Here is a 15,194-nt window from a genome sequence, read left to right on the forward strand (position 1 = left end):
TGCGCGGCGAGATCAAATACGAATACGAAGCCAACGGCCAACTGCACAGCCGTGACACCGGCAAACTGGTGGACAGTGAGGAGTTCAGGTACGACGCGGCGGCGAACCGGCTGAACTTCAACACCAGCCAGTTTGATCACGTCAAAGACAACCGCATCAAGCAGTGGCGTGATCGGCAATATGCCTATGACGCGTGGGGCAACCTGATCGAGAAGCGCAGCGGTATCAGCAAGCTGCAGACGTTTACTTACGACTGTGAGAATCGGCTGGTCAGGGCTGAGACGTTGGTGGGCGGGAAGCTGGAGAGTGGGCCGGCGTGTGGCCAAGGTGTCGCGGGTTAATGGGGTCACGGCGCAGAAGCATTTTCTGTGGCAGGGCTTGCGGAAGTTGCGTGAGGAGACTCCGGGGCAGAGCAGCCTTTATGTTTACGAGCCTGGGAGCTATGCACCACTAGGTTCTGTACGAAATCCCTCGAAATATCGATTCCGGTAGAATCCGCCGCCCTTATAGCCAGGAGGCCACGATGGCAAAGCGGTATAAATTCCATGACGCAGCCTGGGATTTGGTTACCGAACTATTCACTGGAACCCGTCGCAACGAACGCTCGTGAGCCGATGATCGCCTGATGCTCAACGGGGTCCTCTGGGCGCTCTGCTCGGGCGCAGCTTGGCGAGACATGCCAGAGCGTTTCGGCCCTTGGTCAACGGTGTATCAACGGTTTCGCGACTGGCGCAATTGCGGCGCTTTCGGTCAGATGCCCAAGCGTTTTCATACCCAATTGAAACAGCAAGGCTTGATCGACCCAAATGCCGGCAGCGCAATATCATCGAGCTATGTTCGGGTGGCTGAAAGAAAACCGCCGCATCGTTACGCGCTTCGACAGGCCCGTAACAAGTTTTGCGGCGATGGTCTCATTGGCTTGTGCCATCCGGTGTTTACGACACTATTTTCGTACAGGACCTGGATTTATCCTTTTGCACTGCATGACGATCAGTCGAACACGCCGAAGGTCATGTAGCTGAACCAGGAACGGTCGTCATTGTTGCCTTCCGACTCCTGTTCTTCTTCCTCGATCAAGTCGCCATTTTCATCTCTAGCCTTGAGATCGTTCGGGATTGCATCCTTGGCATTCTGGAACTGCCTCTGCACGTCCTGGTTGGCGCGGGTTTCACCCGGTGGCAGAGGCGGACGGGATTCGATCAGGCCCAGAGTGGCCTTGCTCAGCCACGAACGGTTGTCCGCTTCGTCAACCGAAGGCTTGAATTGACCGTCTGCCAGGCTTGGGTGGTTCGGGTAGTTGAGCTTCAGGGTTTCCAGGCTGGTGTTGGCCAGTTCGTCCAGGTGCAAGCGCTGGTAAGACTCGACCATCACCGCCAGGCCGTCGCCGACCGAAGGGGTTTCCTGGAAGTTTTCCACCACGTAGCGACCACGGTTGGCAGCGGCTACATAGGCCTGACGGGTCAGGTAGTAGTCGGCCACGTGGATTTCGTAGGCTGCCAGCAGGTTGCGCAAGTAGATCATGCGCTGCTTGGCGTCAGGCGAATAGCGGCTGTTCGGGAAGCGGCTGGTCAGCTGCGCGAACTCGTTGTAGGAGTCGCGGGCAGCGCCCGGGTCACGCTTGGTCATGTCCAGCGGCAGGAAACGCGACAGCAGGCCGACGTCCTGGTCGAAAGACGTCAGGCCTTTGAGGTAATAGGCGTAATCGACATTCGGATGCTGTGGGTGCAGGCGAATGAAACGTTCGGCGGCGGATTTCGCAGCCTCAGGCTCGGTGTTCTTGTAGTTGGCGTAGATGAGCTCGAGTTGAGCCTGATCGGCGTAGCGACCGAACGGATACCGCGACTCCAGCGCCTTCAGCTTGGCTGTAGCAGCGGTGTAACTATTGTTGTCCAGATCGTGCTGAGCCTGCTGGTACAGCTCGGCCTCGCTCAGGTTTTCGTCTACGACTTCCTTCGATGAGCAAGCAGCGGTCAATGCGAGGATGGCGATCAGCAGCAGGTGTTTCACTTGCATGGCGGCTTGCGTCCCTATGACGGCCGCTGTCTTGAGCGGGGCCGTCCTGTTATGATGAGCGCCCCGTTGCATAGCCTCGGGGCAAAAGACGCCGTATTTAACCACAAGCGCGCAGCCGAAACCAAAAGCTGTGCCGACGCCTAGTCTGAGCATGTCCGATAAAATTGAACTTCGCGCAGAGGTGCCGTCCGAATTGGGCGGCCAACGCCTCGATCAAGTCGCCGCACAACTATTCGCTGAGCACTCGCGCTCGCGCCTTTCCGCCTGGATCAAAGACGGCCGCCTGACTGTGGATGGGGCGGTTATCCGCCCGCGAGACATCGTTCACGGTGGTGCCATTCTTGAACTGACTGCCGAGCAGGAAGCTCAGGGCGAATGGATCGCTCAGGACATCGAGCTGGACATCGTCTATGAAGATGACGACATCCTGGTGATCAACAAGCCTGCGGGCCTGGTGGTGCATCCGGCTGCCGGTCACGCCGATGGCACCTTGCTCAACGCCTTGCTGCACCACGTGCCGGACATCATCAATGTGCCCCGCGCCGGTATCGTGCATCGCCTGGACAAGGACACCACCGGTCTGATGGTGGTGGCCAAGACCATTCAGGCGCAGACCCAGCTGGTCACTCAGTTGCAGAGCCGCAGCGTCAGCCGGATCTACGAATGCATCGTGATTGGTGTGGTCACCGCTGGCGGCAAGATCAACGCGCCGATCGGTCGTCACGGCCAGCAACGCCAGCGCATGGCCGTGATGGAAGGTGGCAAGCAGGCCGTCAGCCATTACCGTGTGCTCGAGCGCTTCCGCTCCCACACGCATGTGCGGGTCAAGCTGGAAACCGGGCGTACTCACCAGATTCGTGTGCACATGGCCCACATCAACTACCCGTTGGTCGGAGACCCTGCCTACGGCGGACGCTTCCGTATCCCGCCGGCAGCCAGTGTGACCATGGTCGAGTCGCTCAAGGCGTTCCCGCGCCAGGCACTGCACGCGCGGTTCCTGGAGCTGGATCATCCGACGACCGGCAAGCGCATGAGCTGGGAATCGCCGTTGCCGGACGATTTCGTCTGGTTGCTGACCCTGCTCAAGCAAGACCGTGAGGCGTTCATCGGATGAGTGACTGGCTGATTCCCGACTGGCCTGCGCCTGCCGGGGTGAAAGCCTGTGTAACCACCCGTGCGGGCGGCGTCAGTCTGGCGCCGTTCGACAGCCTCAATCTGGGCGATCATGTCGACGACAGTCCCCTGGCTGTTGCGGAGAATCGCCGACGAGTCACCGAGCATTTTTCCGTTAAGCCTGCCTGGTTGCAGCAGGTGCATGGCATTGCCGTGTCTCACGCTGACCCTTGCGTGGTGGCCGCGGCCGATGCCAGCTGGACGGCAACCCTCGGTATCGCCTGCACGGCGATGACGGCTGATTGCCTGCCCGTGCTGTTCTGTGACCGTGCGGGTACTCGCGTGGCAGCGGCTCACGCCGGTTGGCGCGGGTTGGCGGCGGGGGTGCTGGAAGCCACGCTTGATACGCTGGCGTTGCCGGCAGCAGAAGTACTGGTCTGGCTTGGCCCGGCGATAGGCCCCCAAGCCTTCGAAGTGGGACCGGAGGTACGCGAAACCTTCGTGGCGCAATTGCCTGGCGCGGCCATGGCCTTCACGCCCAGCGTGAAGGCCGGCAAATTCATGGCCGACATTTACCAGCTCGCGCGTTTGCGCCTGGCTGTTCGCGGTGTCACGGCTGTTTACGGTGGCGGATTCTGTACCGTGACCGATCCGCGTTTCTTTTCCTATCGTCGCAGCCCGCGCACCGGAAGATTTGCCTCCCTTATTTGGCTCCAACGCTAGACTTCTCTGACCTGCGTCAACCTCACGACGCTTGAATCTCCCAGAATCGACCACATCTAATGGGGTATCTGGCAGGTTTCTTCATTCAGGATGTTTATAGGTCCGGCCTGCTCAAAAGGAAGGTGACTTATGCGTATAGACCGTTTAACCAGCAAATTACAGTTAGCCCTGTCCGACGCCCAATCCTTGGCCGTCGGCCTTGATCATCCGGGCATTGAGCCTGCGCACCTCATGCAGGCCATGCTCGAACAGCAGGGTGGATCGATCAAGCCTCTGCTGATGCAGGTAGGCTTCGACGTCAACAGCCTGCGAAAAGAGCTGACCAAAGAGCTCGATCAGCTGCCGAAAATCCAGAATCCCACCGGCGACGTCAATATGTCGCAGGATCTGGCGCGCCTGCTCAACCAGGCTGATCGCCTGGCCCAGCAGAAGGGCGACCAGTTCATCTCCAGCGAGCTGGTACTGCTTGCGGCGATGGATGAGAACAGCAAGCTCGGTAAATTGTTGCTGGGGCAGGGCGTGAGCAAAAAGGCCCTGGAAAACGCCATCAACAACTTGCGTGGGGGCGAAGCCGTCAATGACGCCAACCACGAAGAGTCGCGTCAGGCTCTGGATAAATACACCGTCGACCTGACCAAGCGTGCCGAAGAGGGCAAACTCGACCCGGTCATCGGCCGTGACGATGAGATTCGCCGGACGATTCAGGTGCTGCAGCGTCGGACGAAAAACAACCCGGTACTGATCGGTGAGCCGGGCGTGGGTAAAACCGCGATCGCCGAGGGTCTGGCCCAGCGCATCATCAATGGTGAAGTGCCGGACGGCCTCAAGGGCAAGCGCCTGTTGTCCCTGGACATGGGCGCACTGATTGCCGGTGCGAAGTATCGGGGTGAGTTCGAAGAGCGCCTCAAGTCCCTGCTGAATGAGTTGTCGAAGCAGGAAGGGCAGATCATTCTGTTCATCGACGAACTGCACACCATGGTCGGCGCCGGTAAGGGCGAGGGCTCGATGGATGCCGGCAACATGCTCAAGCCGGCTCTGGCCCGGGGTGAGTTGCACTGTGTCGGCGCCACTACGCTCAATGAGTACCGCCAATATATAGAGAAGGACGCGGCCCTCGAGCGGCGCTTCCAGAAAGTACTGGTGGATGAGCCGAGCGAAGAAGACACCATCGCGATCCTGCGTGGCCTCAAAGAGCGTTATGAAGTGCACCACAAGGTGGCGATCACTGATGGCGCGATCATCGCGGCGGCCAAGCTCAGTCACCGCTACATTACTGATCGGCAGTTGCCGGATAAAGCCATCGACCTGATCGACGAGGCCGCCAGCCGCATCCGCATGGAGATCGACTCCAAGCCGGAAGTGCTGGACCGTCTGGAACGCCGTCTGATTCAGCTGAAGGTGGAATCCCAGGCGCTGAAGAAAGAGAGCGACGACGCAGCGAAGAAGCGCCTGGAAAAACTCCAGGAAGAAATCGCCCGTCTCGAGCGAGAGTATTCGGACCTCGAGGAGATCTGGAACGCCGAGAAAGCCGAAGTCCAGGGCTCTGCGCAGATCCAGCAGAAAATCGAGCAGTCCCGCCAGGAGCTGGAAGCAGCCCGCCGCAAAGGCGACCTGAACCGCATGGCCGAGTTGCAGTACGGGGTGATCCCGGACCTGGAGCGCAGCCTGCAAATGGTTGACCAGCACGGCAAGAGCGAAAACCAGTTGCTGCGCAGCAAGGTCACTGAGGAAGAGATTGCCGAAGTGGTGTCCAAGTGGACCGGCATCCCTGTGTCGAAAATGCTCGAAGGCGAGCGCGACAAGCTGATGAAGATGGAAAGCCTGTTGCACCAGCGTGTGATCGGCCAGGACGAAGCGGTGATTGCCGTTTCCAACGCGGTGCGGCGTTCGCGGGCCGGCTTGTCCGATCCGAACCGTCCGAGCGGCTCGTTCATGTTTCTCGGCCCGACCGGCGTGGGTAAAACCGAGCTGTGCAAGGCGCTGGCCGAGTTCCTCTTCGATACGGAAGAGGCGATGGTGCGCATCGACATGTCCGAGTTCATGGAAAAACATTCCGTCGCCCGGTTGATTGGTGCGCCACCAGGGTACGTAGGCTATGAAGAGGGCGGTTACCTGACCGAGGCGGTGCGTCGCAAGCCTTATTCGGTAATCCTCCTGGATGAGGTCGAGAAGGCCCACCCGGATGTGTTCAACATCCTGCTGCAAGTGCTGGAAGATGGCCGCCTGACCGACAGTCATGGGCGCACGGTGGACTTCAAGAACACTGTAATTGTCATGACCTCCAACCTTGGGTCGGTGCAGATCCAGGAACTGGTGGGTGATCGTGAGGCTCAGCGCGCGGCGGTGATGGATGCGATTTCCACGCACTTCCGGCCGGAGTTCATCAACCGGGTCGACGAAGTGGTGATTTTCGAGCCGTTGGCTCGTGATCAGATCGCCGGTATTACCGAGATCCAGTTGAGTCGTCTGCGCAGCCGTCTGACCGAGCGGGAGTTGAAGCTCGAACTCAGCCCGGAGGCGATGGACAAGCTGATCGCCGTCGGTTACGACCCGGTGTATGGCGCACGGCCGCTTAAACGTGCGATCCAGCGCTGGATCGAGAACCCGCTTGCCCAACTGATCCTCTCGGGTCGGTTCATGGCTGGGGACACCGCCAAGGGTGTCGTAGAGAACGACGAAATCGTGTTTACCTGATACAAAAAGGCAGCAAAACCTGGGAGGCCTCGCATGGCGAGGCCTTTTTTTCGTTAGGCTGTTGAACTTAAAGGAAAAGGCTTGTAAAGTGCGCCCCGCAGTAAGTCACCCGGAAGGGTTTCTGCTCCCCAAGCAGAAATCTGAATTAAGTTGCAAATCATTAACTTGAATGCAAATTAGGGGGTTGACAGAGGTGCTTAAGATTGTAGAATAGCGCGCCTCAGACACACGAACGCAGCGATGCAGACGGGTCGAAGAGACGCAGTAAAAGCTTCAAATGTTGTAATTGAAATATGTAGTTCCGTGATAGCTCAGTCGGTAGAGCAAATGACTGTTAATCATTGGGTCCCAGGTTCGAGTCCTGGTCACGGAGCCAATTTCAAACCGGGGTATAGCGCAGTCCGGTAGCGCGCCTGCTTTGGGAGCAGGATGTCAGGAGTTCGAATCCCCTTACCCCGACCATTTTTGGGTCGTTAGCTCAGTTGGTAGAGCAGTTGGCTTTTAACCAATTGGTCGTAGGTTCGAATCCCACACGACCCACCATTTTTGAAACCAGTTAACGCTGGAATCGAATCTTAAGATCAGAGGCCAAAAGCGCTGATCGAAGAAGGCGATCTTTGAAAGGTCGCCTTTTTTTTACCGGGGTATAGCGCAGTCCGGTAGCGCGCCTGCTTTGGGAGCAGGATGTCAGGAGTTCGAATCCCCTTACCCCGACCATATTAAAAATCCTCGTATCGAAAGATACGGGGATTTTTTTTGCCTGCTGCAAAGGCATGTGTAAAAAAATCCCGCTTTTCCAGTGTGGCCAAAACCGCGGCGGGCAAGCCAAAGGTGCTAGAAGTACGGGACATTTACTGCGTTGCACGACCCAACCGCTCGATAAAGGGTCTGATCACCGAAGCAGACGGGATGCCTTACTCGGGTGTGGCCATCTAGCAGGTTGGGAGTGCAAGGGGGAGTTTGTAAGCGAAGGGGCTAAATCGGGGCGGGGGATACAATGGGACGCAGAACTTTTCGCAGGTTATACCGAGGCGCCTGCATCGCGGGCAAGCCACGCTCCGACAAGTTGAGTGTCGAACCCGGATTCCAAGGTCGACACAATAACCCGTGGGAGCGGGCTTGCCCGCGATGAGGCCCTGACGGGCCCCATATATTTAATGCAGTTTCAGGCGCGGCTCGGTCCCGCGGCCGATCTTGCTGCCCAGCATCAGCATCGCAGTACGAAACGCGCCATACAGCGCCATCTGGTGCATGCGATACAGCGACACATAGAACATCCGCGCGAGCCAGCCTTCCAGCATTACGCTACCTGTCAGGTTGCCCATTAAGTTACCCACAGCCGAAAACCGCGACAGCGAGATCAGCGAGCCGTAGTCGGTGTACTTGTACGCCGGCAAGGCCTTGCCTTCGATCCGTAGCTTCAGTGACTTGGCCAGCAAGGACGCCTGCTGATGCGCTGCCTGGGCCCGTGGCGGCACATTGCGATCGGTGCCCGGTTGCGGGCAGGCGGCGCAGTCACCGAAGGCGAAGATATTTTCGTCGCGGGTGGTCTGCAGCGTCGGCAGTACCTGCAGTTGATTGATACGGTTGGTTTCCAGGCCATCGATGTCCTTGAGGAAACCTGGCGCGCGAATCCCGGCGGCCCAGACTTTCAGGCTGGCGTTGATCACCTTGCCATCGGCGGTGATCAGGCTGTCGGCCGTTACTTCGCTCACGGCCGCATTGGTCATGACGTTGACCCCCAGTTTCTCCAGGGTCTTATGCACAGGCCCGCCAATACGCTCTGGCAGGGCTGGCAAGACTCGTGGCCCGGCTTCGATCAGGGTGATGTGCATGTTTTCCGGTTTGATCCGGTCAAGGCCGTAAGCCGCCAGCTCATGGGCGGCGTTGTGCAGCTCTGCCGCCAGCTCGACCCCAGTGGCACCGGCGCCGACGATGGCCACGCTGATCTGCTCGACTTTGTCAGTCTGCCCGGCATGGGCTCGCAGGTAGTGATTAAGCAGTTGCTGGTGAAACCGCTCGGCCTGTTTGCGGGTGTCAAGGAACAGGCAATGCTGCGCCGCGCCCTCAGTGCCGAAATCGTTGGTGGTGCTGCCGACCGCGATCACCAGCGAGTCGTAACCCAGTTCCCGTGCCGGCACCAGTTCGATGCCGGCTTCGTCGTAAGTGGCTGCCAGCTGGATTTTCTGCTGGGCGCGATCGAGCCCGCTCATGCGCCCCAGCTGGAACTCGAAGTGGTTCCATTTCGCCTGGGCAACATAGTTGAGTTCGTCTTCGGAGGAGTTCAGGGAGCCGGCTGCCACTTCATGCAGCAAAGGTTTCCAGATGTGGGTCAGGTTCGCATCCACCAGCATCACACTGGCCGTGCCGCGCTTGCCCAAAGTCTTACCCAGACGGGTAGCCAACTCCAGGCCGCCGGCGCCGCCGCCAACGATGACAATACGATGAGTCATGGGGATATCTCGCAAGGCTAAAAGAAATCGGTGCAGTGACCCTCGCGAGCGCAACGCGGCTCATAGCGTCAGGTAACTGATAAATCGGCTCAACAGGCCCAAACCAATGGTCACTGCCAACACCAGCACCAGGAGCATCCACGGCCGGAATGGCCGGCGCTCGACTCGATGCTGGGACAACTGCAGGTACTCTTCGACATGCTTTTGGTCGTCGGGGTTCAGGCGGCTGGTCATAAAGCCCTCGTCAGATAGACGTTGCTGAATGTATGAAAGCTACAGGCTGATTCAATAAAGGTTGCACGGAGCATAGCCCATACGGGCCGGCGACTCACAGGCTGATGCCGACATCGAAGACGATGCTGCGACCCAAGTTACTGCGCAGGAAATCCGGAGCATCCGGATGGGCGAACAGCACCCGGGCGAAGGTCGGCCCCACCAGCGATAACGAGCGCCAGCCCTGGCGCAGGTATTCGGTTGGGGGTGGGAAATGGCTGTTGAGGTCCAGTACTTCGCGCTTGAGGCTGGCGAAGGCGATGATGTCGAGCTCCCCAAGGTCCATGCCACGTTCTTTGTAATTGTGCGCTTTCTTGCGCAAGGTTGGCGCGAGCCTGAGCAGGAATTCGTTGGCCGGAATGCGCTTGGGTTTCGCCTCCCGACGCACCAGCGAACTCAGGGAAAAAGCACTGCGCCGGCGCTGCAATTCATCGCGCCACTCGTCGTTGAGGCGCCGACCTTCGTCCAATACAAAGAACACCTCGAAACTGGCGTCTCGAAACAGCACGTCAGGTGGCTCACCGGCAGGCGCAAATTCGTCCACTCGGTAGGGAATGTTTAGCCCTTGCAGCAGGCGCTGGCACACCCAACGCTCGCGCTCCCATTTGCGGGCATTGGACAGGAATGTGTTGGCTTGCTCGGCCGCGATGGTCAGCAGGCGTAAGTAATCAGAGTCATCCATAGGCCCAAGCTTAGCGTTCAAATGCGCAGGCAAAGAAGACAATTTGTCCCACAAGGGCAAAGGTCATCGGCAAAACAGCCTCCTCTCGCGTCCGATCCAGGGGCTGCACAAAACGGATAGCGATCTGCGCGTAGCGGATATTTCCCCGCGTCCGGCGGCTTTACCCTCGGCTTTACGGGACGTTAGCCGCTTTTGCGCCGTTCTGAAATAACAACAACAAGAGAAAAACGCCATGCGCAAAATTGACGTACATGAGGTTATCGACAACGCACGATTCAATCGCTTCCACTGGATGGTGCTGTTCTGGTGTGCCCTGATCATCATCTTCGACGGTTACGATTTGGTGATCTACGGCGTGGTGCTGCCAATGCTGATGAAAGAGTGGGGGCTGACTCCCTTGCAGGCTGGAGCACTGGGCAGTTACGCATTGTTCGGGATGATGTTCGGTGCGCTGTTTTTCGGTCCGCTGTCGGACCGGATCGGCCGCAAGAAAGCCATTACCATCTGCGTGATGCTCTTCAGCGGTTTTACCGTGCTCAACGGGTTCGCCCGTAACCCCACCGAGTTCGGCTTGTGCCGCTTCATCGCCGGCCTGGGCATCGGCGGGGTAATGCCCAACGTTGTGGCGCTGATGAACGAGTACGCGCCAAAGAAAATTCGTAGCACCCTGGTGGCGATCATGTTCAGCGGTTACTCCGTGGGGGGCATGCTTTCGGCGGGGCTGGGTATCGTGCTGATCCCGAGCTTCGGTTGGCAGTCGGTGTTTTACGTCGCGGTGCTGCCGTTGCTGCTATTGCCGCTGATCATGTACTTCCTGCCCGAGTCGGTGGGTTTCATGTTGCGCCAGGGACGCAATGAAGAAGCACGCAACATTCTTCAGCGGGTCGATCCGGCGTACGTAGCACAAACCGGCGATCAACTCGACATGAGCGAGGTTAAGGGCACCGGCACTCCGGTGTTGCAATTGTTTAGCGAGGGACGAGCACTGCGTACGCTGATGCTGTGGCTGGCATTCTTCTGCTGCCTGCTGATGGTCTACGCCTTGAGTTCGTGGCTGCCGAAACTGATGGCCAACGCCGGCTACAGCCTGGGATCGAGCCTGTCTTTCCTGCTGGTGCTCAACTTCGGGGCGATTTTCGGCGCGGTCGGTGGCGGCGTGCTGGGTGATAAATTGAACCTGCCTCGGGTCTTGGCGGTGTTCTTCGCCATGGCGGCCGTATCAATCACCTTGCTTGGCTTCAACAGCCCGATGCCCCTGTTGTACCTGTTGATAGCCATCGCCGGTGCAACCACCATCGGTTCGCAGATTCTGTTGTACGCCTGTGCTGCGCAGTTCTACTCGATGACCATTCGTTCCACCGGGCTGGGCTGGGCCTCGGGTATCGGACGCAACGGCGCAATCGTAGGTCCGCTGCTGGGTGGTGCCTTGCTCGGTATCAACCTGCCGCTGCAACTCAACTTCATGGCTTTTGCCTTGCCCGGTGCGGTGGCGGCGATTGCCATGACTGTGTTTGCCATCAGCAGTCAGCGTTGTGCCAGACAAGCACAGTCTAAGTGCGACGATTCGCCCGCAGGGGCCGTCGGCGAAGTGTCATGAAATCCTGGCTGCAGGACTTCTCCCTGTCGGCCGCCGTCGCTGGTTTTATCGCGACGGTTATTTCTTATGCGGGCCCGCTGGTGATTATTTTCCAGGCCGCCGACACCGCACAGCTATCGCGGGAAGTGCTGTCTTCGTGGGTCTGGGCGATTTCCATCGGCAGTGCCGTGCTGGGGATCGGCTTGAGCCTGCGTTACCGCGTGCCGGTGATCATTGCGTGGTCGGCGCCGGGTTCGGCGTTGTTGGTAGCGCTGTTGCCGGGTATCTCGATGCCAGAGGCGGTGGGTGCGTATCTGGTTAGCAGCCTCATTATTTTTCTGGTTGGGGTGTCGGGGGCGTTTGACCGGATCATCAGCAAACTGCCTGCGGCCATTGCTGCGGCGATGCTGGCGGGGATTTTGTTCAGCTTCGGCACCGGGCTATTCGTCTCGTTGCAGGGCAAGCCGTTGCTGGTGCTAGCGATGTTCTTCACCTACCTGATCTGCAAGCGGCTGATGCCGCGTTATGCGGTGTTGATGGTGCTGCTGGTGGGCTGCTCGATAGCCTTTGTCGCCGGCGATCTGCGCAGCGAAGCGTTGGTGATTGGCTTGGCGACCCCGGTGTGGATAACGCCCGAGTTTACTCTGAGCGCGACCCTGAACATTGCCTTGCCCCTGGTGATGGTGGCTTTGACTGGCCAATTCGTGCCCGGCATGGCGGTCTTGCGCGCCAGTGGGTACCCGACGCCAGCCGGCCCGATCATCGCCAGTAGCGCATTGGGCACGGCGCTGTTGGCACCGTTCGGTTGTCACGGGCTGAATCTGGCGGCGATCACCGCGGCCATCTGTACCGGTCGCGACGCCCATGAGAATCCGCACAAGCGCTATGTGGCCGGAGTTGTCGGCGGGCTCTGTTACCTGGTGCTCGGGACCTTCGGTGCCACCCTGGTTTCGTTGTTCTCGGCGTTTCCCAAAGAACTGATTGCGGCGCTCGCAGGGTTGGCGTTGTTCGCTGCGATTGCCGGAGCTTTGGCGGGCGCAATGGCAGTGCCGGGTGATCGTGAAGCGGCGTTAGTCACCTTTCTCTCCACCGCTTCGGGTATGTCGCTGTTCGGATTATCTGCGGCATTTTGGGGCCTGATTTTCGGCATGGCCACCCACGTTTTGTTAAACGCCCGCCGCGAAAGCGCGGCGGCCGAAGTACTCCCAACTGTCGATCAATAAAAACAAGAGAAAAGACAATGAAACAGATTTTCCCAACAACCGGTTCGGTGTTGTCCATGGCGCTTGTCTCGAGTTTCTCCTCCGGTGTGGTGGCGGACGAGGGTGGCTTTATCGAAGACACCACTGCCACTTTGCAAGCGCGCAATTACTACTTCAGCCGGGATTTCTCCGATATTGTCGGGGCAAACCAGCAATCGAAGGCTGAAGAGTGGGCGCAGGGCTTCATTCTCAACGTCAAATCGGGTTATACCCAGGGGCCCGTGGGGTTTGGCGTGGACGTGATTGGTCTGCTCGGCCTCAAGCTCGACAGCAGTCCCGACCGGGTCAATACCGGGTTGCTGCCGGTCAAAGATGATGGGCGCGCGGCGAGCGAATACAGCCGACTCGAAGCGGCCTTGAAGGTGCGCTACTCGAAAACCGAGCTCAAAGTGGGCGAGTTGCAACCTAATCTGCCGGTGCTGGCGTTCAGTGATATCCGCCTGCTGCCGCCCAGCTATCAGGGTGCCAGCATCAGTTCAAATGAGATCAACGGCCTGACGTTGCAGGGCGGTCACTTGAATACGACCAGCCTGCGCAATGAGGCTGGCGACGAAAAAATGCAGGCCATGCTGGGCCATGTGCCGCAGCGTCAGGTCAGCAGTGACGGCTTCAATTTCGCTGGCGCCGATTACGCCTTCAACGAAAAACGCAGTTCGGTCAGTGCCTGGTTCGGGCAGTTGGAGGATATCTACAACCAGCGTTTCCTCGGCCTCAAACACAGTCAGCCCATGGGCGACTGGATTCTGGGTGCCAACGTTGGCTATTACGACTCACGCGAAGATGGCAGAAAACTGCTGGGTAACATCGACAACCAGGCGTTCTTTTCCCTGCTGTCGGCCAAGCGAGGCGGTCATACGTTCTATGTCGGTTATCAGGGGATGTTCGGTGACAGCGCATTTCCACGGGTATTTGCCAATATATCGCCACTGGGCAACGAGGTGCCGACCTACGAGTTCGCCTCTACCGACGAACGCTCGTGGCAAGCGCGTTATGACTACGACTTCGCCGCTTTGGGCCTGCCGGGTTTGACCAGTACCGTGCGTTACATTTCCGGCAATAACGTCGACACCGGGAAAGGGTTCGAGGGCAGGGACCGCGAGCGTGATCTTGACCTGGGGTATGTGGTGCAGAGTGGTAGCGTCAAAGGCCTTGGGGTTCGTGTGCGCAATGTGATGGCGCGCTCAAACTACCGCAGTGATATTGATGAGAATCGTCTCATCCTCAGCTACACGTGGACCTTGCTGTGATGGTTGATCATAGGTCGCAATTGCCCATGACCTGATACGTGACGCGTTGGGTCTGCCCTTGATGATCGATGTAGACCATGGTGGCCGGTACGACGTCGCAGCCGGTCGGGGTGTCGCTGACGGAGACTACCTTAGCGATGTCCAGCGGATGCGCCGGGTCGTAGGGAGTGGCGGCGGGTTCATTGGTAGCCGCCATGGTGGAGCTGGCGACCAGGGTAAAGAGCAGGGCGGTGAGGGTTTTCATTTCAATTCTCCGGGTTGGTTCTGTTGTATGAATTTTAGTCTTTGCCACCATTGGATAAAGAGGGGCAGGGCCGATTCAGCGTTGCAGAAAACGTAACAATCGCTGGTATTTACTTCGATCGGTGCGGAGCAACAACCACGGTGTAGACTAAAAATCCTCCCGGTACAGAAATGGAGCAAGCACAGCCATGATCGGCGCCGAGCTACTGTCAGCTGAATCCCTGACCATCGGATGGGTGATCTACGTTCCGATTCTGATCTGGGCCATTGCGCGCTCGCCATGGGTCGAACTGTTCAGCGATCGCCGCCGCCAGCACCTGTTGTTTGGCACCGTGTTCGCCCTGTTCATGCTCTGGCTGGTAAGAAGGGATTTTGATACGGGGGTGTCCTATCACTTTCTCGGCATGACCGCAGTGACCCTGCTGCTCGACTGGCCACTGGCAATAGTCGGCGGGTTTGTCGCGCAAGCGGGATTGGTCATGCTCGGGCGGCAGGACTTGGTGGCGATGGGGGTTAACGGTGCTTTGCTGATTGCGTTGCCAGTGTTGATCACCGAGTGCTGCGCAATCCTGGTCGAGCGCACGCAACCGCGTAATCCCTTCGTCTACATATTCGTATCCGGATTTTTCGCCGCAGCGCTTTCGGCTTTGTTATGCCTGCTGTTGGCGCTCTGGTTGCTGTGGTTCGATGAGCGCTTTGTGATGCCATATTGGCTGGAGGACTTCGTCGGTTACCTGTGGCTGATCATTTTCCCCGAAGCATTTATCAACGGCATGATCGTCAGCGCACTGGTGGTGTTCAGCCCCGAGTGGCTCGAAACTTTCAATCGCACGCGTTACCTCTCCGCGCCCTGGAAAGACGACGACCCCCGGTCTTGATTGTCGCCGGGGTGCCGACGTCTTGCGCAGGTCAGCC

The 15,194-nt window shown here is 58.5% G+C and carries 12 protein-coding genes, 4 tRNA genes and 2 pseudogenes; 13 read left to right on the forward strand and 5 right to left on the reverse strand.

The genetic code is table 11. The features are described 5' to 3' along the window. A pseudogene (locus L9059_RS24355) lies at positions 1 to 462 on the forward strand (type IV secretion protein Rhs); the annotation flags it as partial. A gap of 61 nt (positions 463 to 523) precedes the next feature. Continuing rightward, positions 524 to 950 (forward strand): annotated as a pseudogene (locus L9059_RS24360) (transposase); the annotation flags it as partial. A 40-nt stretch (positions 951 to 990) separates the two neighbouring features. On the opposite strand, the gene L9059_RS24365 reads toward L9059_RS24360, so the two are convergent. After that, complete coding sequence (locus L9059_RS24365; protein ID WP_247293397.1) at positions 991 to 2,013, reverse strand: outer membrane protein assembly factor BamD; 1,023 nt, start codon at positions 2,011 to 2,013, stop codon at positions 991 to 993. A 151-nt stretch (positions 2,014 to 2,164) separates the two neighbouring features. Between L9059_RS24365 and rluD the strand changes: the two genes are divergently transcribed. The 7 genes from rluD (at position 2,165) to L9059_RS24400 (ending at position 7,260) form a co-directional block, all read left to right on the forward strand. After that, positions 2,165 to 3,127 (forward strand): 23S rRNA pseudouridine(1911/1915/1917) synthase RluD, encoded by a 963-nt coding sequence (gene rluD, locus L9059_RS24370; RefSeq protein ID WP_007942311.1) that lies wholly within the window; start codon positions 2,165 to 2,167, stop codon positions 3,125 to 3,127. Then, positions 3,124 to 3,849 carry a peptidoglycan editing factor PgeF gene (gene pgeF / locus L9059_RS24375; RefSeq protein WP_247293398.1) on the forward strand — a complete coding sequence of 242 codons (726 nt, stop codon included), beginning with the start codon at positions 3,124 to 3,126 and terminating at the stop codon, positions 3,847 to 3,849. Before rluD ends, pgeF begins: the two co-directional genes overlap by 4 nt. Before the next feature lie 129 nt (positions 3,850 to 3,978). After that, positions 3,979 to 6,543 (forward strand): ATP-dependent chaperone ClpB, encoded by a 2,565-nt coding sequence (gene clpB / locus L9059_RS24380; RefSeq protein WP_247293399.1) that lies wholly within the window; start codon positions 3,979 to 3,981, stop codon positions 6,541 to 6,543. Between the two features lie 300 nt (positions 6,544 to 6,843). After that, positions 6,844 to 6,919 (forward strand) — tRNA-Asn (locus tag L9059_RS24385). A gap of 9 nt (positions 6,920 to 6,928) precedes the next feature. Continuing rightward, positions 6,929 to 7,005 (forward strand) — tRNA-Pro (locus tag L9059_RS24390). Between the two features lie 5 nt (positions 7,006 to 7,010). Next, positions 7,011 to 7,086: transfer RNA gene (locus L9059_RS24395), tRNA-Lys, on the forward strand. Positions 7,087 to 7,183: 97 nt separating this feature from the next. Then, positions 7,184 to 7,260, forward strand: a tRNA-Pro gene (locus L9059_RS24400). 437 nt (positions 7,261 to 7,697) lie between these two features. Here L9059_RS24400 and L9059_RS24405 read toward each other — a convergent pair. The 3 genes from L9059_RS24405 to L9059_RS24415 form a co-directional block, all read right to left on the reverse strand. Beyond that, positions 7,698 to 8,996 (reverse strand): NAD(P)/FAD-dependent oxidoreductase, encoded by a 1,299-nt coding sequence (locus tag L9059_RS24405; RefSeq protein ID WP_247293400.1) that lies wholly within the window; start codon positions 8,994 to 8,996, stop codon positions 7,698 to 7,700. Between the two features lie 60 nt (positions 8,997 to 9,056). Beyond that, complete coding sequence (locus tag L9059_RS24410) at positions 9,057 to 9,230, reverse strand: DUF3094 domain-containing protein (RefSeq protein ID WP_128605912.1); 174 nt, start codon at positions 9,228 to 9,230, stop codon at positions 9,057 to 9,059. Between the two features lie 94 nt (positions 9,231 to 9,324). Beyond that, positions 9,325 to 9,951 (reverse strand): DUF1780 domain-containing protein, encoded by a 627-nt coding sequence (locus tag L9059_RS24415; RefSeq protein ID WP_247293401.1) that lies wholly within the window; start codon positions 9,949 to 9,951, stop codon positions 9,325 to 9,327. A gap of 232 nt (positions 9,952 to 10,183) precedes the next feature. Here L9059_RS24415 and L9059_RS24420 point away from each other — a divergent pair, with 232 nt between their 5' ends. The 3 genes from L9059_RS24420 to L9059_RS24430 are packed head-to-tail and all read left to right on the forward strand — an operon-like array spanning position 10,184 to position 14,036. Then, complete coding sequence (locus L9059_RS24420; protein WP_247293402.1) at positions 10,184 to 11,548, forward strand: aromatic acid/H+ symport family MFS transporter; 1,365 nt, start codon at positions 10,184 to 10,186, stop codon at positions 11,546 to 11,548. Next, a complete protein-coding gene (locus L9059_RS24425) occupies positions 11,545 to 12,750 on the forward strand; it encodes a benzoate/H(+) symporter BenE family transporter (RefSeq protein ID WP_247293403.1) in 1,206 nt (401 codons plus the stop codon). Before L9059_RS24420 ends, L9059_RS24425 begins: the two co-directional genes overlap by 4 nt. Before the next feature lie 17 nt (positions 12,751 to 12,767). Then, complete coding sequence (locus tag L9059_RS24430) at positions 12,768 to 14,036, forward strand: OprD family porin (RefSeq protein ID WP_247293404.1); 1,269 nt, start codon at positions 12,768 to 12,770, stop codon at positions 14,034 to 14,036. A gap of 7 nt (positions 14,037 to 14,043) precedes the next feature. Here L9059_RS24430 and L9059_RS24435 read toward each other — a convergent pair whose 3' ends face one another. Then, complete coding sequence (locus L9059_RS24435; protein WP_247293405.1) at positions 14,044 to 14,280, reverse strand: DUF2790 domain-containing protein; 237 nt, start codon at positions 14,278 to 14,280, stop codon at positions 14,044 to 14,046. A 187-nt stretch (positions 14,281 to 14,467) separates the two neighbouring features. On the opposite strand from L9059_RS24435, the gene L9059_RS24440 reads away from it, so the two are divergent. Then, positions 14,468 to 15,157, forward strand: a complete 690-nt coding sequence (locus L9059_RS24440; protein ID WP_247293406.1) for an energy-coupling factor ABC transporter permease — start codon at positions 14,468 to 14,470, stop codon at positions 15,155 to 15,157. Positions 15,158 to 15,194 lie beyond the last annotated feature (37 nt).

Origin of the sequence: Pseudomonas violetae (genome assembly GCF_023072615.1) — a bacterium.
In the GTDB taxonomy this organism is placed as follows: domain Bacteria; phylum Pseudomonadota; class Gammaproteobacteria; order Pseudomonadales; family Pseudomonadaceae; genus Aquipseudomonas; species Aquipseudomonas violetae.

Bases quoted from the DNA above. Each gene is read 5' to 3' on its own strand.
- L9059_RS24440 (WP_247293406.1), top strand. From the start codon at position 14,468: ATGATCGGCGCCGAGCTACTGTCAGCTGAATCCCTGACCATCGGATGG.
- L9059_RS24430 (WP_247293404.1), top strand. From the start codon at position 12,768: ATGAAACAGATTTTCCCAACAACCGGTTCGGTGTTGTCCATGGCGCTT.
- L9059_RS24405 (WP_247293400.1), bottom strand. From the start codon at position 8,996: ATGACTCATCGTATTGTCATCGTTGGCGGCGGCGCCGGCGGCCTGGAG.
- L9059_RS24425 (WP_247293403.1), top strand. From the start codon at position 11,545: ATGAAATCCTGGCTGCAGGACTTCTCCCTGTCGGCCGCCGTCGCTGGT.
- rluD (WP_007942311.1), top strand. From the start codon at position 2,165: ATGTCCGATAAAATTGAACTTCGCGCAGAGGTGCCGTCCGAATTGGGC.
- pgeF (WP_247293398.1), top strand. From the start codon at position 3,124: ATGAGTGACTGGCTGATTCCCGACTGGCCTGCGCCTGCCGGGGTGAAA.
- L9059_RS24410 (WP_128605912.1), bottom strand. From the start codon at position 9,230: ATGACCAGCCGCCTGAACCCCGACGACCAAAAGCATGTCGAAGAGTAC.
- L9059_RS24415 (WP_247293401.1), bottom strand. From the start codon at position 9,951: ATGGATGACTCTGATTACTTACGCCTGCTGACCATCGCGGCCGAGCAA.
- L9059_RS24435 (WP_247293405.1), bottom strand. From the start codon at position 14,280: ATGAAAACCCTCACCGCCCTGCTCTTTACCCTGGTCGCCAGCTCCACC.
- L9059_RS24365 (WP_247293397.1), bottom strand. From the start codon at position 2,013: ATGCAAGTGAAACACCTGCTGCTGATCGCCATCCTCGCATTGACCGCT.
- clpB (WP_247293399.1), top strand. From the start codon at position 3,979: ATGCGTATAGACCGTTTAACCAGCAAATTACAGTTAGCCCTGTCCGAC.
- L9059_RS24420 (WP_247293402.1), top strand. From the start codon at position 10,184: ATGCGCAAAATTGACGTACATGAGGTTATCGACAACGCACGATTCAAT.